This is a genomic window from Mycolicibacter acidiphilus (assembly GCF_018455725.1).
Taxonomy (GTDB): domain Bacteria; phylum Actinomycetota; class Actinomycetes; order Mycobacteriales; family Mycobacteriaceae; genus Mycobacterium; species Mycobacterium acidiphilum.
This window is the reverse complement of record NZ_JAHCLR010000051.1, coordinates 1-17,039: the sequence shown is the minus strand read 5'-3', so window position 1 is coordinate 17,039 and position 17,039 is coordinate 1. Positions and strand designations below refer to the sequence as shown.

16 protein-coding genes and 1 pseudogene are annotated in these 17,039 nt (G+C 67.0%); 11 read left to right on the top strand and 6 right to left on the bottom strand.

Annotated features, from left to right (window positions below; all coding sequences use genetic code 11):
- The first annotated feature begins 29 nt into the window (after window positions 1-29).
- Window positions 30-1,025, top strand: a complete 996-nt coding sequence (rfbB, locus tag KIH27_RS18755) for a dTDP-glucose 4,6-dehydratase (RefSeq protein ID WP_214094486.1) — start codon at window positions 30-32, stop codon at window positions 1,023-1,025.
- Between the two features lies 1 nt (window position 1,026).
- A complete protein-coding gene (gene rfbC, locus KIH27_RS18750) occupies window positions 1,027-1,599 on the top strand; it encodes a dTDP-4-dehydrorhamnose 3,5-epimerase (protein ID WP_214094485.1) in 573 nt (190 codons plus the stop codon).
- Here the strand turns inward: rfbC and KIH27_RS18745 are convergent.
- Window positions 1,596-3,512 (bottom strand): annotated as a pseudogene (locus KIH27_RS18745) (ATP-binding cassette domain-containing protein); the annotation flags it as partial. The gene rfbC and the pseudogene KIH27_RS18745 sit on opposite strands and share 4 nt — an antisense overlap.
- A 247-nt stretch (window positions 3,513-3,759) precedes the next feature.
- Here KIH27_RS18745 and KIH27_RS18740 point away from each other — a divergent pair.
- From KIH27_RS18740 to mmsB, 3 genes are read left to right on the top strand one after another with little or no spacing between them, the layout of a single operon-like run.
- On the top strand, window positions 3,760-5,280 hold the full coding sequence (locus tag KIH27_RS18740) for a CoA-acylating methylmalonate-semialdehyde dehydrogenase (RefSeq protein WP_214094483.1): 1,521 nt from the start codon (window positions 3,760-3,762) through the stop codon (window positions 5,278-5,280).
- Window positions 5,281-5,315: 35 nt separating this feature from the next.
- Entirely contained in the window at window positions 5,316-6,479 is a 1,164-nt protein-coding gene (locus KIH27_RS18735; protein ID WP_372451423.1) for an acyl-CoA dehydrogenase family protein, read from the top strand.
- A gap of 9 nt (window positions 6,480-6,488) precedes the next feature.
- On the top strand, window positions 6,489-7,364 hold the full coding sequence (gene mmsB / locus KIH27_RS18730; RefSeq protein WP_214094481.1) for a 3-hydroxyisobutyrate dehydrogenase: 876 nt from the start codon (window positions 6,489-6,491) through the stop codon (window positions 7,362-7,364).
- A 236-nt stretch (window positions 7,365-7,600) separates the two neighbouring features.
- Here the strand turns inward: mmsB and KIH27_RS18725 are convergent, their stop codons facing one another.
- Together KIH27_RS18725 and KIH27_RS18720 are read right to left on the bottom strand one after the other, a co-directional pair.
- The gene (locus tag KIH27_RS18725) at window positions 7,601-7,987 is read right to left on the bottom strand and encodes a hypothetical protein (RefSeq protein WP_214094480.1); all 387 of its coding nucleotides are present in this window, start codon (window positions 7,985-7,987) and stop codon (window positions 7,601-7,603) included.
- Complete coding sequence (locus KIH27_RS18720; protein ID WP_214094479.1) at window positions 7,987-8,619, bottom strand: nucleotidyltransferase domain-containing protein; 633 nt, start codon at window positions 8,617-8,619, stop codon at window positions 7,987-7,989. The genes KIH27_RS18725 and KIH27_RS18720 overlap by 1 nt, the downstream gene beginning before the upstream one ends.
- Before the next feature lie 200 nt (window positions 8,620-8,819).
- Between KIH27_RS18720 and KIH27_RS18715 the strand changes: the two genes are divergently transcribed.
- The 6 genes from KIH27_RS18715 to KIH27_RS18690 all read left to right on the top strand — a co-directional run bounded on the left by KIH27_RS18715 (window position 8,820) and on the right by KIH27_RS18690 (window position 13,200).
- Entirely contained in the window at window positions 8,820-9,083 is a 264-nt protein-coding gene (locus tag KIH27_RS18715) for a BrnT family toxin (RefSeq protein ID WP_214094478.1), read from the top strand.
- Window positions 9,073-9,309 (top strand): type II toxin-antitoxin system BrnA family antitoxin, encoded by a 237-nt coding sequence (gene brnA / locus KIH27_RS18710; RefSeq protein ID WP_214094477.1) that lies wholly within the window; start codon window positions 9,073-9,075, stop codon window positions 9,307-9,309. Before KIH27_RS18715 ends, brnA begins: the two co-directional genes overlap by 11 nt.
- 296 nt (window positions 9,310-9,605) lie before the next feature.
- Window positions 9,606-9,908 carry an AbrB/MazE/SpoVT family DNA-binding domain-containing protein gene (locus KIH27_RS18705; RefSeq protein WP_214094476.1) on the top strand — a complete coding sequence of 101 codons (303 nt, stop codon included), beginning with the start codon at window positions 9,606-9,608 and terminating at the stop codon, window positions 9,906-9,908.
- Window positions 9,908-10,219: a hypothetical protein gene (locus KIH27_RS18700; protein ID WP_214094475.1), complete on the top strand. Its 312-nt coding sequence runs from the start codon at window positions 9,908-9,910 to the stop codon at window positions 10,217-10,219. Before KIH27_RS18705 ends, KIH27_RS18700 begins: the two co-directional genes overlap by 1 nt.
- A 336-nt stretch (window positions 10,220-10,555) precedes the next feature.
- Complete coding sequence (locus tag KIH27_RS23055; protein ID WP_214094474.1) at window positions 10,556-12,673, top strand: YncE family protein; 2,118 nt, start codon at window positions 10,556-10,558, stop codon at window positions 12,671-12,673.
- A gap of 14 nt (window positions 12,674-12,687) precedes the next feature.
- On the top strand, window positions 12,688-13,200 hold the full coding sequence (locus KIH27_RS18690; protein WP_214094473.1) for an MTB12 C-terminal domain-containing protein: 513 nt from the start codon (window positions 12,688-12,690) through the stop codon (window positions 13,198-13,200).
- A 123-nt stretch (window positions 13,201-13,323) separates the two neighbouring features.
- Here KIH27_RS18690 and KIH27_RS18685 read toward each other — a convergent pair whose 3' ends face one another.
- The 3 genes from KIH27_RS18685 to KIH27_RS18675 form a co-directional block, all read right to left on the bottom strand.
- A complete protein-coding gene (locus KIH27_RS18685; protein ID WP_214094472.1) occupies window positions 13,324-14,397 on the bottom strand; it encodes an IS110 family RNA-guided transposase in 1,074 nt (357 codons plus the stop codon).
- Window positions 14,398-15,078: 681 nt separating this feature from the next.
- Window positions 15,079-15,876, bottom strand: coding sequence for an IS21-like element helper ATPase IstB (gene istB, locus KIH27_RS18680; protein WP_214094471.1), 798 nt, complete (start codon window positions 15,874-15,876; stop codon window positions 15,079-15,081).
- 5 nt (window positions 15,877-15,881) lie between these two features.
- A partial coding sequence (locus KIH27_RS18675; RefSeq protein WP_214094470.1) for a Mu transposase domain-containing protein occupies window positions 15,882-17,039 on the bottom strand: 1,158 nt, incomplete at its 5' end.

Sequence of the window (17,039 nt, the reverse complement as noted above, 5' to 3'; positions counted from 1 at the left end):
TTGCGAGGCCGGGCACTAAGGTTTGCTGCATGCGACTGCTGGTCACCGGCGGCGCCGGGTTCATCGGCGCGAACTTCGTGCGCACCGTCACCCGCGAGCACCCCGACACCGCGGTGACCGTGCTCGACGCGCTGACCTACGCGGGCAGCCGGGAGGCACTGGCCGGGGTCGGTGACACCGTCGAACTGGTGGAGGGCGACGTCACCGATGCCGGCCTGGTCACCGAGTTGGTCGGCGACGCCGACGCGGTGGTGCACTTCGCCGCCGAGACCCACGTCGACAACGCACTGGCCGACCCGCAACCGTTCCTGCACACCAACGTGGTCGGGACGTTCACGGTGCTGGAGGCGGTGCGCCGGCACCGGGTGCGCCTGCACCACGTCTCCACCGACGAGGTCTACGGCGAACTGGACCTGCACGACCCGCGCCGGTTCGCCGAGACCAGCCCGTACCGGCCGTCGAGCCCGTACTCGTCGACCAAGGCGGCCGCCGACCTGCTGGTGCGGGCCTGGGTGCGGTCCTATCGCGTGGCGGCGACGATCTCGAACTGCTCCAACAACTACGGCCCGTTCCAGCACGTGGAGAAGTTCATCCCCCGGCAGATCACCAACCTGCTGACCGGGCGGCGGGCCAAGCTGTACGGCAGCGGCGCCAACGTCCGCGACTGGATCCACGTCGACGACCACAACGACGCGGTCTGGCAGATCCTGCACCACGGCCACCCCGGGCGCACGTATCTGATCGGCGCCGACGGCGAGCGCAGCAATCTCCTTGTGCTGCAGTCGATCCTGACGATCATGGGCCGTGACCCCGACGACTTCGACCACGTCACCGACCGGGCCGGTCACGACCTGCGCTACGCCATCGACTGGTCCGGGCTGCGCGACGAACTCGGCTGGCAGCCCCGGCACACCGACTTCGAAGCCGGCCTGCGCGACACCGTCGAGTGGTACCGGGCCAACGAGTCCTGGTGGGCGCCGATGAAAGACGCCGCCGAAGCCGCCTACGCGCAGCGGGGGCAGTGAGATGGCGGTGCGGGAACTGGCGATCCCGGGGGCGTGGGAGCTCACCCCGACCCAGCACGCCGACGCGCGCGGGGTGTTCTTCGAGTGGTTCACCGACACCGAGTTCACCGGGTTCGCCGGGCACCGTTTCGACCTGCGGCAGGCCAACTGCTCGGTGTCGTCGGCCGGGGTGCTGCGCGGGCTGCACTTCGCGCAGGTTCCACCGGGGCAGGCCAAATACGTCACCTGCGTGACCGGATCGGTTTTCGACGTCGTCGTCGACATCCGGGTTGGCTCACCGACGTTCGGTGCCTGGGACGCGGTGCTGCTGGACACGAGGGACCGCCGGTCGGTGTACATCGCCGAAGGACTCGCGCACGGATTCCTTGCGCTGGAAAACGATTCGACGGTGATGTATCTCTGCTCGGCGGGCTACGACCCGCAGCGCGAGCACACCGTCTGCCCCACCGACCCGGCGATCGGCATCGACTGGCCGGGCGAGCACCCGCCGCTGCTCTCCGAGCGCGACGCCGCCGCACCCACCCTGGCCGACGTGCAGGCAGCGGGCCTGCTGCCCACCTGGAGGCAGCCCTAACCGCGCCCCGGCAGCCGTAACCGCCAGCGCACCAGCGCCGCCCAGACCGCGCCCAGGATCGCCAGGATGGTCATGTCGGCCAGCCACCAGCGTCCCGCGTGCGTCCACAGCTGATCGTGCGGGGAGATCGGGTCGACTGCCATCAGGTCGACGGTGGACGCGGTGGCCGCGTAACCCCACCGCGACGGCAGATACCAGGACAGCTGGTTGAGCCCGGCCCGGTTGCCGATCGGGAACATGCCGCCGGAGAAGACCAGCGAGACCATGATCACCACCACGAGCATCGGCAGGATCTGCTCGTTGGACTTCGCCAGCGACGACAGCCCCAGCCCGATCAGCGCGGAGACGACGGCGGTGAGCGCCAGCGCCAGATACAGCTCGGCGACCGGGCTGCCGAGCAGCGCCGCACCCTGGGTGGGTTTGCCCTTCCCGACGATCGCGATCGCCGTCAGCACCGCGGTCTGCAGCAGCGCGGCGAGGCTGTAGACCACGATCTTGGCGGTCAGGTACGCCGACGCCGACAGGCCCACCGCCTGCTCTCGCCGGAAGATCGGCCGCTCCCCCACCAGATCCCGGATCGTCAGCGCGGTGCCCATGAACACCACCGAGACCAGCAGCACCACCAGGATCTCCGACGCCTCGTCGGGGGTGTCACTCCGCGGGTCGGCGACCCCGAAACCGCTGCTGCCCGGCACCACCAGCGCCAGCGCCCCGAGGATGAACGGCAGCAGCGCCAGGAACACGAAATAGCCGCGGTCGGCGACGATCAGCCGGACCTGGCGCCGGGCCACGCTGGAGATCTGGCGCCGCAGACTGGTGCGGGCCGGACGGCCGGGCGGGCCGCCGGGGGCCGGCGCCGGGATCGGTTGAGCCGCACGCGACGGCGGCCGCGCGGCCAGGTAGCGGCGGTGGGCGGCGCCCGGGTCGGAGCTGACGAACGCGAAGATGTCCGCCCAGTCGGTCCCGCCCATCGCCGCACCGATCGCCCCCGGCGGACCGACGAACGCGGTCGTGCCGCCGGCGGCGAGCAGCAGCACCTGATCGCACATGTCCAGGTAGGTCAGCGAATGCGTCACCACCACGACCACCCGGCCGGCATCGGCGAGCCGGCGCAGCATCGTCATCACCTGGCGGTCCAGGGCGGGGTCCAGCCCGGAGGTCGGCTCGTCGAGGATCAGCAGCGACGGCCCGGTGAGCAGTTCCATCGCCACCGATGCCCGCTTGCGCTGCCCGCCGGAGAGCTTGTCCACCCGCGTCCCGCGGTGCGCGGTCAGCTCCAGCTCGTCGATGACCCGGTCTACCACGGCGCGACGGTCGGCAGCAGAGGTGTCCGGCGGCAGCCGCAGCTCCGCGGCGTAGCCCAGGGCCTGCTCGACGGTGAGCTGGCGGTGCACCACGTCGTCCTGCGGCACCACGCCGATGCGTGAGCGCAACGAGGCGTACTCGGCGTGCACGTCATGACCGTCGAACGTGACCCGGCCGAGGGTGGGTCGCGTGGCCCCGCCCAGCAACCTGATCAGGGTGGATTTGCCCGCCCCGGACGGCCCGATCACCGCGGTCAGGGTGCCGGGCCGCGCGGCGAAGGAGACGTCGGACAGCAGCGGGCGGCCGTCGATGACCAGGCTCAGCCGATCCGCCTCGACTCCCCCGGCGCCGGTGGCGGCCGGCCCGGCCCGCAGTGTGCCGCCGGCGACGACGAAGTCGCTGTTGCCGACGGTGACGACGTCGCCGTCGCGCAGCGGGGTGCGCGCGGTGATGCGGCGGCCGTCGACGAACGTGCCGTTGATGCTGACGTTGTCCGCGATCGCGAGCTCCGGACCGTTGCTGAAGAGCGTTGCGTGCACCCGCGAGACCAGCGGGTCGTCCACCACGATGTCGCAGTCCGCCCGGCGGCCGATCAGCTGTGTGCCGGACCGCCGGGGTAGCCGGATCCCGAGGGTGGGTGAGTCGTCTCCGGGCGGCACGGACACCATCGCCATTCACCACCTCCGGTGGGCACCCTGCGAGAACACCGGCGTCTCCGGCCCGATGCGCCACGGTAGCCAGCAGCGCTGCGGGACAGCTGTGAACCGGGTCACCCTCTGGTCACAGTTACTAGGATGTCCTAGTATTCTGGGTGTCGAGCCGAACGGCTCTCCCCACCTTCGACATTGGATTGCCATGACCACACAGATTCCGCACTTCATCGATGGCCACCGCAGCACCGGAAACTCCGCACGCACCGCCGACGTCTTCGATCCGAGCACCGGCGCGGTACAGGCGAAGGTGCCACTGGCGTCGGCGGCCGAGGTGGACGCCGCGGTCAGCTCGGCGGTCGCCGCGCAGCGGGTGTGGGCGGCGGTCAACCCGCAGCGCCGAGCCCGGGTGCTGATGCGCTTCATCGAACTGGTCAACACCCACGCCGACGAACTCGCCGAACTGCTCTCGGCCGAGCACGGCAAGACCGTCGTCGACGCGCACGGCGACATTCAGCGCGGCATCGAGGTGATCGAGTTCGCGGTCGGCATCCCGCATCTGCTCAAGGGCGAGCACACCGAGGGCGCCGGCACCGGTATCGACGTGTTCTCGTTGCGCCAGCCGCTCGGGGTGGTCGCCGGGATCACCCCGTTCAACTTCCCGGCGATGATCCCGCTGTGGCAGGCCGGGCCGGCCCTGGCGTGCGGCAACGCGTTCATCCTCAAGCCGTCCGAGCGCGACCCGTCGGTGCCGGTGCGCCTCGCCGAGTTGTTCCTCGAGGCCGGCCTGCCGCCCGGGGTGCTGCAGGTGGTGCAGGGCGACAAGGAGGCCGTGGACGCCCTGCTGACCCACCCGGACGTCGCGGCGGTCGGCTTCGTCGGTTCCACCGACATCGCGCAGTACATCTACGCGACAGCCACCGCGCACGGCAAGCGCGCCCAGTGCTTCGGCGGGGCGAAGAACCACATGATCGTGATGCCCGACGCCGACCTGGACCAGGCCGTCGACGCGCTGATCGGCGCTGGTTACGGCAGCGCCGGGGAGCGCTGCATGGCGATCAGCGTGGCGGTGCCGGTCGGCGAGGACACGGCAAACCGGTTGCGGGAACGCCTGGTGGACCGGGTCAACGGCCTGCGGGTCGGGCACAGCCTGGACCCGAAGGCCGACTACGGCCCGCTGGTCACCGGCGCCGCCGTGCAGCGGGTGCGCGGCTACATCGACGCCGGCGTGGCGGCCGGGGCGGAGCTGGTGGTCGACGGGCGGACCCGCGGCGCCGACGACGCCACCTACGGTGACGCGGACCTGACGACCGGGTTCTTCCTCGGGCCGACGCTGTTCGACCACGTCACCTCCGACATGTCGATCTACACCGACGAGATCTTCGGGCCGGTGCTGTGCATTGCCCGCGCCGCGGATTACGAAGAGGCACTTCGCCTTCCGTCCGAGCATGAGTACGGCAACGGGGTGGCGATCTTCACCCGCGACGGCGACACCGCCCGGGACTTCTGCTCGCGGGTGCAGGTCGGCATGGTCGGCGTCAACGTGCCGATCCCGGTGCCGGTGGCCTACCACTCATTCGGCGGCTGGAAGCGGTCCGGCTTCGGCGACCTCAACCAGCACGGCACCGCCTCGATCACGTTCTACACCAAGACCAAGACCATCACGCAGCGCTGGCCGTCGGGCATCAAGGACGGCGCCGAGTTCCACATGCCCACGATGAAATAAGGCCTGACGCAATGACTCTCACAATGGATACCGCAATGAACGACGAGGAACGGGTGATCGTCGAGACCGCGGCGGCGTTCGCTGCGAAGCGGCTCGCCCCGTACGCGCTGGAATGGGATGCCACGCATCACTTTCCGGTGGACGTGATGCGGGAGGCGGCCGAGCTGGGGATGGCCGCGATCTACTGCCGCGAGGATGCCGGCGGCTCCGGGCTGCGCCGACTCGACGGGGTGCGGATCTTCGAGCAGCTCGCGATCGCCGACCCGGTGATCTCCTCCTACCTGTCGATCCACAACATGTGCGCCTGGATGATCGACAGCTACGGCACCGAGCAGCAGCGCAAGGACTGGGTGTCGCGGCTGGCGTCGATGGAGGTGATCGCCAGCTACTGCCTCACCGAGCCGGGCGCCGGATCCGATGCCGCGGCGCTGTCCACCAGGGCGGTGCGGTCCGGTCCCGGACAAGGCGCAGACTACGTGCTCGACGGTGTCAAGCAGTTCATCTCCGGCGCCGGGGTGTCGGATGTGTACGTGGTGATGGCACGCACCGGAGACGACAGCCCACGGGGCATCTCGACGTTCATCGTCGAAAAGGGCACGCCCGGACTGAGTTTCGGCCCGCCCGAGCAGAAGATGGGCTGGAACGCCCAGCCCACCGCCCAGGTGATCTGCGAGGGTGTGCGGGTGCCGGCCGAGGCGATGCTCGGCGGCCCGGAGGGCGAGGGAACCGGCTTCTCGATCGCGATGAACGGCCTCAACGGCGGGCGGATCAACATCGCGGCCTGCTCGCTCGGCGGCGGGCAGGCGGCGTTCGACAAGACCGGCGGGTATCTGGCCGACCGGCAGGCGTTCGGCAAGCCGCTGCTCGACGAGCCGACGATCCGCTTCACGTTCGCCGACATGGCCACCGCTCTGGAGACCTCGCGCCTGCTGCTGTGGCGCGCGGCCACCGCGCTGGACAACGGTGACGCCGACAAGGTCGAGTTGTGCGCGATGGCCAAGCGCTACGTCACCGACGCCTGCTACGACGTCGCGGACAAGGCCCTGCAACTGCACGGTGGCTACGGGTATCTGCGCGAGTACGGCTTGGAGAAGATCGTCCGCGATCTGCGGGTGCATCGGATTCTGGAGGGCACCAACGAGATCATGCGGATGGTGGTCGGCCGCGCCGAGGCCAACCGGGTCCGAGCTGGGATATAGGAGGCGTTTGTGGCGACTGTTGCGTTCCTGGGCCTGGGCCACATGGGCGGGCCGATGGCGGCGAATCTGGTGGCGGCCGGACACACCGTCCGCGGCTTCGACCCGGTGCCGGCGGCCGCGGCGGCCGCCGAAACCACCGGCGTCACCGTATTTCCCAGCGCCGTCGAGGCGGTGGCCGGCGCCGACGAAGTGCTCACCATGCTGCCCAACGGGGATCTGGTGAAATCCTGCTACACCGAGATCCTGCCGGCGGTCCGCCCGGGTGCGCTGCTGATCGACAGTTCGACGATCTCGGTCGCCGACGCCCGGGCGGCGCACGCCCTGGCCGGTGAACACGGTCTGGCGCAGCTGGACGCGCCGGTCTCCGGCGGGGTGGGCGGCGCCGCGGCGGGCACGCTGGCGTTCATGGTCGGCGGTGACGCCGAGGCACTGGAGCGCGCCCGACCGATCCTAGAACCCATGGCGGCCAAGGTGATTCACTGTGGCGCCGCCGGCGCCGGCCAGGCCGCCAAGATCTGCAACAACATGGTGCTGGCGGTGCAGCAGATCGCGGTCGCGGAGGCGTTCGTGCTCGCCGAGAAGCTGGGCCTGGCCGACCAGGCGCTGTTCGACGTGATGACCGGCGCCACCGGCAACTGCTGGGCGCTGCACACCAACTGCCCGGTGCCCGGCCCGGTGCCGACCTCCCCGGCGAACCGGGGCTTCGAACCCGGCTTCGCCGCCGCGCTGATGAACAAGGACCTGGGCCTGGCCATGCACGCCGTCGACGACACCGGCGCGTCGGCGCCACTGGGCAGCCATGCCGCGCAGATCTACGCCGAGTTCGCCGCCGAGCACCCGGGGCAGGACTTCAGCGCGGTGATCACCACGCTGCGCGGGGGTTGAGCAGGCGGTCCTCGTCGATGCGGATGGCGACGTCACTTCGACCCCTGATACGCCGAACGTGTAACGGGCACGAAGAATTGCCGAAAATCTCGCTCTGAGTACACATTCGGCGCAGGGCGGTCCGGGCGACACAGCCATCGCACCTTGGTCGCAAGTCGGGAATCTACCCCCTTTCGCGCGGTCTCAGCCGTTAGTAGTGGTTCGGCTGGATCAGGCTGGCGGCCGGGGTGGGACCGTCATGTACGCGATGCCACCACTCGTTTGGCCGTCTCCACCAGCTGCTCGGCCGCGCGGTTCATCTTCTTCAGTTCGGCGGATGTCAGGTCCTGATGGGTGTAGGCCGCCTTGTTCTTCAAGTTCAGCAACGTGTTCAAGTGCCGCTCGGATCCGCTGTCGGCCTGCTTCAGCAGCGCGACGGCCTCGTTGTGGTTGCCGGTGTTCGAGTGCACACCGAGGCGTACGCAACAGATCACGTCCGCTGCGGCGATGCCGGCGTCGACGTAAAGATCACCCGCTGCGTTGACCATCTCCTTCCCCAGGAGGTCCGCGGCGTCGAAGAATTCGGTCGCCTTCGACATGCGTCCCGCGATGACCGCGGAATCGCAGTCGCGTGGTCCCGCCATCAGGACCTCCCTCTCAGTTGCCGATTCAGCCACGACCGTGTCCCCGCGACAGTTAGGCCTTGCTTGGCTATGTCGTCGAGCAGCGGCTCACCGGCAACCGCTGCAGCGATGAGCTCGTCTGTGGTGTATTCGACGATCCGGCCGTCGTTCCCGGTCCACGCGGCGACCGATCGCGCAAGTTCGGTCAGCCGCTCTTCCCACTGCAGGTCCTCGTCGCGGTCGGTTCCGGAAGCGCGCACCAGGAACAGGTCTATATCGCTGTCGAGCGTCATGCGTCCCGTTGCCGCCGACCCGAACACGGCCGCGTACGCGAGCTGCGCACCCCACCCCTGCAGGTGCTTCTCCAGGCGGTCGAGGAACGCGGCGGTCAGGCGTGACAGCGCGGCGATCGGTCCGGCCGCGAGATGTTCGGTGTTGAGGCGGTAGGTGTGGGTCCGGCCGACCTGACCGTGGAGCACCACCCCCTGGGAGGTGAGCCGGGTTAGCACCTTGCGAATTCCCTCACCCGAGACCGTAGTCAGGATGCGCTGGATCTGCGCGATCGTGAACGTTACCTCGGCGGTTGCCAGCACCGCGAGTACGTCACCATCCAGGGTCGGCGTCACCGTGGCGAACGGCTTGTTGAGCTGCATCGCAGACATCCCCTACTCCAACTAAAGTTAGAATAATACAACTATAGTTGGCATGCATGAGGTTGATCGCTTCGTCTCCAATGATCAGGGGTATGACGTGACCGACGTTTGTCGCAAGTCGTTAACCTACCTGCATTCAACTGCCAGGAGTCGCCTAACACTTGAACGTAATTGGTGTCGTTACGGTATAATTTCTACGCATGCTTGACTTCGAGTTTGACCCCGCCAAGAGCGCGGCAAACCTTGCCAAGCATGGCATTGACTTCGACGCCGCACAGTCCATCTGGGCTGATCCGCATCGCGTCGAGGTGCCGGCACGCACGACGGATGAGCCGAGGTGGATGGTGATCGGTGAGATCGACGGTCGATGCTGGTCAGCGGTGGTGACCTACCGTGACGACCATGTTCGGATCATCTCGGTACGCCGCTCACGCGAAGGAGAGGCAGCGATCTATGAAAGCTGACGAGTTCGACGAACGGTTCGACAACGGCCAGGACATGGCCGGTGCCCTCGATACTGCGCGAGCGCGACGGCCCGGGGAGGAGCACCGGCGCGTCAACGTCGACTTCCCCGCGTGGATGATCGCCCAACTCGACCGCGAAGCGACCCGGCTAGGCGTCACCCGGCAATCACTCATCAAAGTCTGGATCGCGGAGAAGCTGGACAATGGCGGACACACCGCGGCCTGACCGCCAGATGTCCTGAGTCCTCCAAGCCTGAACGCCGCACGGTCGGGCCGGTTCGTGGATCGCAACCAGGCTCACCGATGGATGCCACCTCGCGTGTTCTAAATATGCCCCCTGGTCTCGCCGACGCTTTCACCAGCTGCTTTGTTGATGGCACATGGTCGAAACAACACAGACAACGCAGATTGGTTGCAAGTCCGGAATCTACCCTCTGCATGCATATCGTCAGTACGGCCAAGGACGCCGGCATGACGTAGAACTGCATTGCGTCATTACCGCAATGTTGGAATACTGTCATCATGGCGTTTCATGGGTATGTAGGCGTGCAATCACGGGGTGTTGTCGCGCTGCCGGCGGAGGTCCGGCGTCGGCTGCACCTGGACGAGCCGGGTGCGCAGGTGGAGATCATCGAGCGCGACGACGGCGTACTGGAGCTCCGACCGTCGCTGCCCGTCCCCGCCGATCAGCGATGGTTTTGGATCGAGCACTGGCAGCAGCGTGAACGTGAAGTTGACGGCCACATTGCGGCAGGGCGGGTGACGGTCCACCAAGACGGTGACGCCTTGTTGGAGCATCTGGATCGGCTGGACGCTGATCGGTAGTGAAGTTTGAAACGACACCGGCGTTCGACGCCGACTACCGTCGGCTCAAACGTGAGCATCGCGATGCGTTCCGTCGAGTGCTGACAACCAAGTTCATCCCAGCGTGCGACGCGCTGGTGGTCGATCCGTCAGCCGCCTGGCCTAGGTCGCTTCGAGTCAAGTCGGTTCAGGGCGCGCCCAACGTACTGGAAATGACCTGGTCGTTCGCAAGTCCAGACGGTCGTGCCACCTTCGAACTGGTCACAGTCGACGACGAACTCCGTTGCCGGTGGCGCAGGATCGGCGACCACTCCGTGTTCGACTCGCCCTGATGTCGTGCGGGAGGACAGTCGTACGGGAGTACGGATGGCAACATCAACAATGGATTCTGTTGACTTAGAGCATGTTTCGGCACAGAAATCCGACCTTGCTCGCAAGTCCGTAATCTACCCCCACGCGGTCCGGGATAAACCGGGTGCATGATGGTGTGGTGACCAGCGGTTATAGCACGATAGCCCCGCCGGGTGGCAGATCACCCAAGTATCTCGGGGCCTCCCGGCGAAGCGCGTCCCCGCGGGGAGACGGTCCTCGGGGAGGGCTGGTGGCAGCTATAGTCGGTTTTTTACGTGTTCTGGCCTCGTGAGCACGTCGATGGTCCAGGGGGACTGATGAGTACCTATCGCAGCCGATGTGGTGGTGTGCCCGGGTGGAGTGCGGGCTTGACGACGGCGGCGGCTGCGGTGGCGATCGCGGCGGGTTCTGCCGGTCCTGCCAGGGCGGACATCGACGACATGATGGATCTGCTGATGGACTCGATGGCGTCGTCGGAGGCTGGTGTGGGTGCAGCTACGGATCTGGGCTTGGGGGTCGACACGGTGGTGCCCAACCTCGACACCGATGTGGGTGGTCTGGACTCGGTCGTGGCGGCGTCAGTGCACGCGGCGGCCAGCGTGGACGCCTCGGGTTCGGCGGCGGCAACCGACAGCCTGACGCAGTGGTACGAGACCAACATTTACGACCCGATCCACACCTGGGAGCAGAACTGGATCGACAGCGCCCAAGGTGAGGCGTTCGACGCCCAGCTCAACAGTGAATGGCAGTCCTGGGGCGGCCAGGGCATGTTGATCGGTGACGGCACCAACGGAACCCAAGCCGACCCGAATGGGGGTGCGGGCGGGTTGTGGTTCGGGGATGGCGGCAACGGCTGGGACAGCACCATCGCCGGTGACCCCGGCGGTGCGGGCGGTGTGGCCTATGACGGTGACGGCGGGGACGGCGGCAACGGGTTTGACGGATCGGCCGGTGGGGCTGGTGGTGACACCGGCTACGGCATCGCCGGCAACGGCGGTGATGGCGGTGACGCGGTCACCCCGGGCGGCGATGGTGGCGCCGGCGGTGATGGCGGGAACGCGACCGGGTTCTTCGGGATCGGCGGCAACGGCGGCGAGGGCGGTACGGGTGCGGTCGGCGCCGACGGGACAAACAACAGCGCTCTGGCTGGGGTGGCCGGCGGCGCGGGCCAAAACGGCGGCGCCGGGGGCGACGGCGGGGCCGGCGGCAATGGTGGCTGGCTCTACGGCGATGGCGGTAATGCCGGCACGGCGGGCAACGGTGGTGACGGCGGCCACGGCGGCCTCGGTGGTGCCGGGGCGGCCGATGGGGCTAACGGAGTCGCCGGGACCGGTGGCCTCGGGGCCGGTGGCGGGTCCGGGGGGATCTTCGGTTCCAATGGTTCCTTGAGTTGGGACGGGGCCAACGGCGCATTCCCGGCACCACCGACGGCCACCTCGCCCCTTGAGTTCATCGCCAGCGCCGGTGACGGGCCCGGAGCGATCACCTACGACCCCGCCAACCATGACCTCTACGTCGCCGATACTTACAATGGCACCGTCTCGGTGATCAACACCGACACCAACACCAATGTCGGCACCATCACCGTCGGGCCGGCAGGCCCCACCGTCGGGGATCTGACCGGAATCGCCTACGACCCCGCTAACAGTGATATCTACGTGATCAACACCAACGACTGGGCTGACTCCCAGCCCGGAACCGTCTCGGTGATCAACCCGACCACCAACACCGTCACCGACACCATCACGATCGGCGTCGCTCCAGGCCAGATGGCGGTCGCCCCGACCAACGGCGACCTCTACATCACTAACCCCGACAGCGACACGGTGACCGTGATCGATCCGCACACCAACACCGTCACCGACACCCTCACCCTCCCCGACAGCTCCGGTCCGTCGGGGATCGTCTACGACTCCGCCAATGGTGACTTTTACGTCGGGGGCGCCAACAACGGACTGTCGGTCATCGATCCCACCACCAACACCGTCACCAACGACACCATCGCGGGCGTCGCACACGCGTCCGTGGTGCCCTACGATCTCGTCAACGGCGATCTCTACGCCCACGAAATTGTGGGCAAGAATGAACTTCTGCTGACGATCGACCTGAACTCTGACACCCTCGTCGCTAACCCCAGCATCAATCCGGGCGAGGTGGTTGTCGACACCACCGATGGTGATGCCTACATGACCACTGGTGGGCTCTTCGACAATCTGTCGGTGCTGAACCTCGACACCAACACCGTCACCAGCTACGACGTCGGCGGGATGGTGGGCCAGACTAACGGTGTGGGCGGGACTCCCGCGCTTCTCGGCGGGATGGTCTACGACCCCGCCAACGACACTGTCTACGTGACCGACGACAGCTACGACCCGACCGCCACCAGCCCGGCCGCTACCGGCGACGCGGTGTGGGGGATCAAAGCCGACTCGTAGTAGAGGGATCTCTGATGTCTCGGACCAAATTATTCAGTGTCGCCCAGGCGCTGCTCGCGGCAGCGCTGATCGCCGCACCGGTAACGGTCGTGACGGGCGCACCACCAGCGCATGCGGACTGCGGCGACCCCGGCCAACCACCCTGCAACGGGCCGGTTCCCACCGCAGATCAGGTGATCGACGTTCTGAATGCGTTGTTCAATCCGAACATCCCCGCCGCCGACAAAGGGAACATCGTCACGCCCCCGTTCACCCCGGATGAAGACGCCACCATTGACGACCACCTGAACCGCATGGGTACGCGCGGGCATCTGCCCACCAACTGGGTTATCACCAACATCCAGTCGGCCCCGGACAACTTCGCTGGGGTGACGATAGAGAGCAACCGCTGCCGACCCGGCCCAGCCGTCTTTGTACTCCAGAACGGGCACTGGCTGATGACCCACGACACCGCATGGACAGCACTGGACAACATCTGGTGGAATGTCACCCACAGGGGCGGCTTTGTGTCTGGCAACAGCATCTGAGTTTTGCCGCGTGCGACGGCGCAGAACATGGCATCGCCCACGGAGTCCGAGCGGCGCGTGAAAGCCTAGCGTTGACGGGTGATCGCGGCATGTGGGTTTTCTCGACAGCAGATGCTCCTATGTTCAGGCAACGATTTTCAGGGGTGTTCTGGGCGGGTGGAGGGCGTGGAAGATTTCGCGGGCGATGTAGCGCTTGAGGCACCGCTTGATCTCGTTTTTGGTCTTGCCTTCGGCCAGGCGACGCGTCAGGTAGTCGCGGGTGGGCTGGTGGCGGCGCAGGCGGACGACCAGGATGACGTGTAGGGCTCGGTTGGCGTCGCGGTTACCGCCCCGGTTGAGTCGGTGTCGGACGGTTTTGCCGCTGGAGGCGTCCAGCGGGCTGACTCCGCAGAGTTTGGCGAATGCGGCGTCGTTGGTGATCCGTTCGGGGTTGTCGCCGACCGCGGCCAGCAGGGTGGCGGCGGTGTCGGGGCCGACGCCGTAGACGGCGCGCAACGTCGGCGCGGCAGCCGAGGTGATGGCGTCGAGGTGTTGGGCGAGCCGTTCGGATTCGGCGTCGAGTTCGCGGCAGCGGGCGGCCAGTAATTTGATCGCGAGGATCATGGCATCTGTTGTGCTGGTGAGGGTTTCCGGTTCCGAGAGGTTCTCGCATGCGGCGATGAGGCGGTCTTTGTAGAGGCCGGCCAGCTGTTCACGCAGCATTGACGGTGCGGTGACCAGAAGAGATTGCAAGGCGGTGTAAGCCTTGGCGCGGGCACGCACGGCACTGGTCCGAGCGACCCGCAAGATGCGCACCATTTCAGCGGGGCCGTCGGCGGATTTCAGCTCGCCGAGAGCTTCTCCGGCCAACACGATGGCGGCAGCCCCGGCGGCGTCGGCGTCATCGGATTTGCCGTAGCGCGCCGTGCGTTGGCATTTGGGTCGGCCGACCTCGGCGACCGTGATGCCCTCGGCGCGCAGGTGCCGGGCCAGGCCCGCGCCGTAGTGGCCCGAGCCTTCGACCCCGATCGTGACGAGTTGGCCCAGCCCGTGGGCCCAGGACACGAATTGCCGGTATCCAGCGGTGGTGGTTGGCATCCGGTGGCTGCCCAGCGGCCGGCCGATCTGATCGGCGGCGTGGGCGACGTGGAACTGCTTGCCCGTGTCGATGCCGACGGTGACCTGTGGTTGGGTGGATACGGCAGTGGCGGATTCCATTGCGGCCCTTCCTGTGACCGGAGTATTCGCGGATGGGGTGAAGGGCGAAGCCGTCGGGCGGGGACGGTACTGCTACGAGATGCTTGGTCGCGCTCCTGTCAGGTCACTCCGTCCGGCGGTTCCGCGCCGAACCAGGTGTGGTCGACGGATCTGACGATTGCAGGCACACCACACTGCTCGCGACCGGTAAAGAAATGAGTCAGACCGCACCGGTTCGGACGCGGACCCTACCGACGCCCCGCTTGGTGAGGCCACGGAAACGCCGGTAGTTCTTTAATACCAGTAAAGAAAGTTCTCACGTGCGACGCGAGGTCGCGCATGGCGAGTGGACTCGCAGATTGGAGGCCGGTTATGCCGGGTGCGTAGTTCTCGATCAGTGTTCCAGATCGATCCCCGCCCTGGCGTGCGTCGACGGGCCGTGTCCGTTGGGGTGCGAAGCCCAGGGTAGAAGCCCAAGGGCCCCTGTTCCGTCTGGGGGAGCAACCGGGCAAGGGGAAGGCCGGACGGGTGAACGCGAGTGAACCCCCGATGATGCCTCGTTATTTCTAACCCCGGACGACGGGACGAACACCGGGGTGATAGGGCCTGGCCGCTGGTAGAGGCGGCAAGCGGCGACCGGGTGTCATTTGCCAGGAGGATGGGACCACCGGTTGGCCAGTAACTATGGACCACCTGTTTGGCTCAGTGGGGATGATCGGTGGTCGTCGGCTGGGTGTCAACTGAGGGTTTTTGGCGGCGTCGGTAGGACTGGCCTTCGATGACGAGTTCGTGCGCGGTTGAGGTGAGCCGGTCGACGGCGGATTGGGCCAGCAGCGGGTCGGTCATGACGGCCAGCCATTCGTCGGGGCTGCGGTTGGAGGTCAGCACGGTCGAAGCTCGCTGGTGGCGAGCGACGATGAGCTCGTAGAAGTCGGCGGTCGCGGTGGCGTCCATGGGCTGCAGAGCGAAGTCGTCGATGATCAGCAGTCGGATCTGGGATAGCCGGCGCATCTCGGCTTCGGTGCTGTTGTCCAGCCGGGATGCTTTGAGCCGCTTGAACATTGCATCAGCACGCAGCATCAAGGTGGGGATGCGACGCCGCACGGCGATGTGCCCCAGCGTGGTGGCCAGGTGCGTTTTTCCGACCCCGACCGGTCCGAGCAGCAGGGCGCCGTGGGGGCCGTCGAGGAACCGGAGGCTGGTCAGGTCGGTCCACAGGGTGCGGTCGTAGCGCACCGCGGCGGACTCATCCCAGGAGTCCAGGCGCATGGCCGCATCCAGGCCGGCGTCGCGGGCACGCCGTGCTGCGGAGCTGTTGTCGCGGCGGGTGGCTTCATCGGCGAGGATCAACTCCAGAAACGCGGCATGCGATAGGTGCTGCTGGTGGGCCAAGGTGAGCCGCTCGGGCAGGGTGTCGAGCATCCGTCCGAGTTTGAGTTGGCGCATCACGTTCTTGAGGTCGAGTGAGATCGGGTCGGTGACAACGGGTTTGGTCGCCATGATTATCACAGCCCCTCATTGTCGGTGGTGGCAGCCGTGGTGCCGCCGTCGATGACGTGCAGCCAATCGGGTCGCTGACGGCCTTGTGGGCGGTATTCGCCGGGGTCGCGGGCGAACCGGGCCGGGGCCAGTCCCGAAGCTGCCCGTGGTGCCTCTGCGGGGGTGTTCTCGGTGGCCTTGGCAAGCATGGCGGCGATCTTGGATACCGAGATGACGTCGAGTTCCAGGGCGCGCCCGCAGGCGGTGTCCACCGGTGTCGGACCGTAGCGTTTGACCAGCCCCAACAGCCGGTAGACCTGGCGCATCCGCGTCCACGGCAGCTGGTGGTCGAGCAGGCGTTCGGCGTAGATGCCGATATCTGGGCCGTGGCCGGTCGCGGTGGCGATCAGCCGCGTCAGATCCCGCATCGCATAGCCGGTCTTGTCAGCGGGCAGATCCCCCGGGTCGGTGGATCGCCCGCCGGCGGGCTGGCGAGGATGGGCCTTGACCAGCTTGCCACGGTGAAACGCCTTGACCAACTCGCCATCGGCACGCACCGAAACAGTCTGTCCGCGAAGGTGTTCAGGGATCGAGTACAAGGCTCGATCGACTTGAATATGGTAGTCACGATGCACCTTCGCTTGCGCGTAGATCGGCACTTGGTAGACCGCCGCGGGGGCGGGCAGCAGCAACCCGGCCTCGCACTCGGCGAACACCACGGCGGGACGCTGGCAGGTGGTGCCGTGAATACGCTGACCAGCCTTCTCAGCACACCAGAGGTCAGCATGGGCTTGGGCGTCGACCAGGTCGGTGAACTCCTCGCCGGCGAAGAAGTTACCGCGCACGTACTGGACCATGCGTTCCACCCTGGGTTTGTCGCACGGATGCGCCACCCGGGCCGGGTCGGTGAAAAATCCGCGGGCTTGGGAGTACTCCGTCCAGCCCACACTGAACTGCGGGTCGGTCGAATCTGCCTTGGGCACAATCGGTGTCATGTTGTCAGGGATCAACACCTTGAACACACCGTCGAAGAATCGCCAGGCCGCCTCGCAACCGGCGATGATCGCCTCCAGGGTCTGGTGAAACGTCAGCCACACGAACATGTGCCGCGAGTACACCGCAGTGAAGATCAACGCGTGCACCACGCGGCGTCGCCCCGATTCGGGATCGAAGATCGTGCCCAT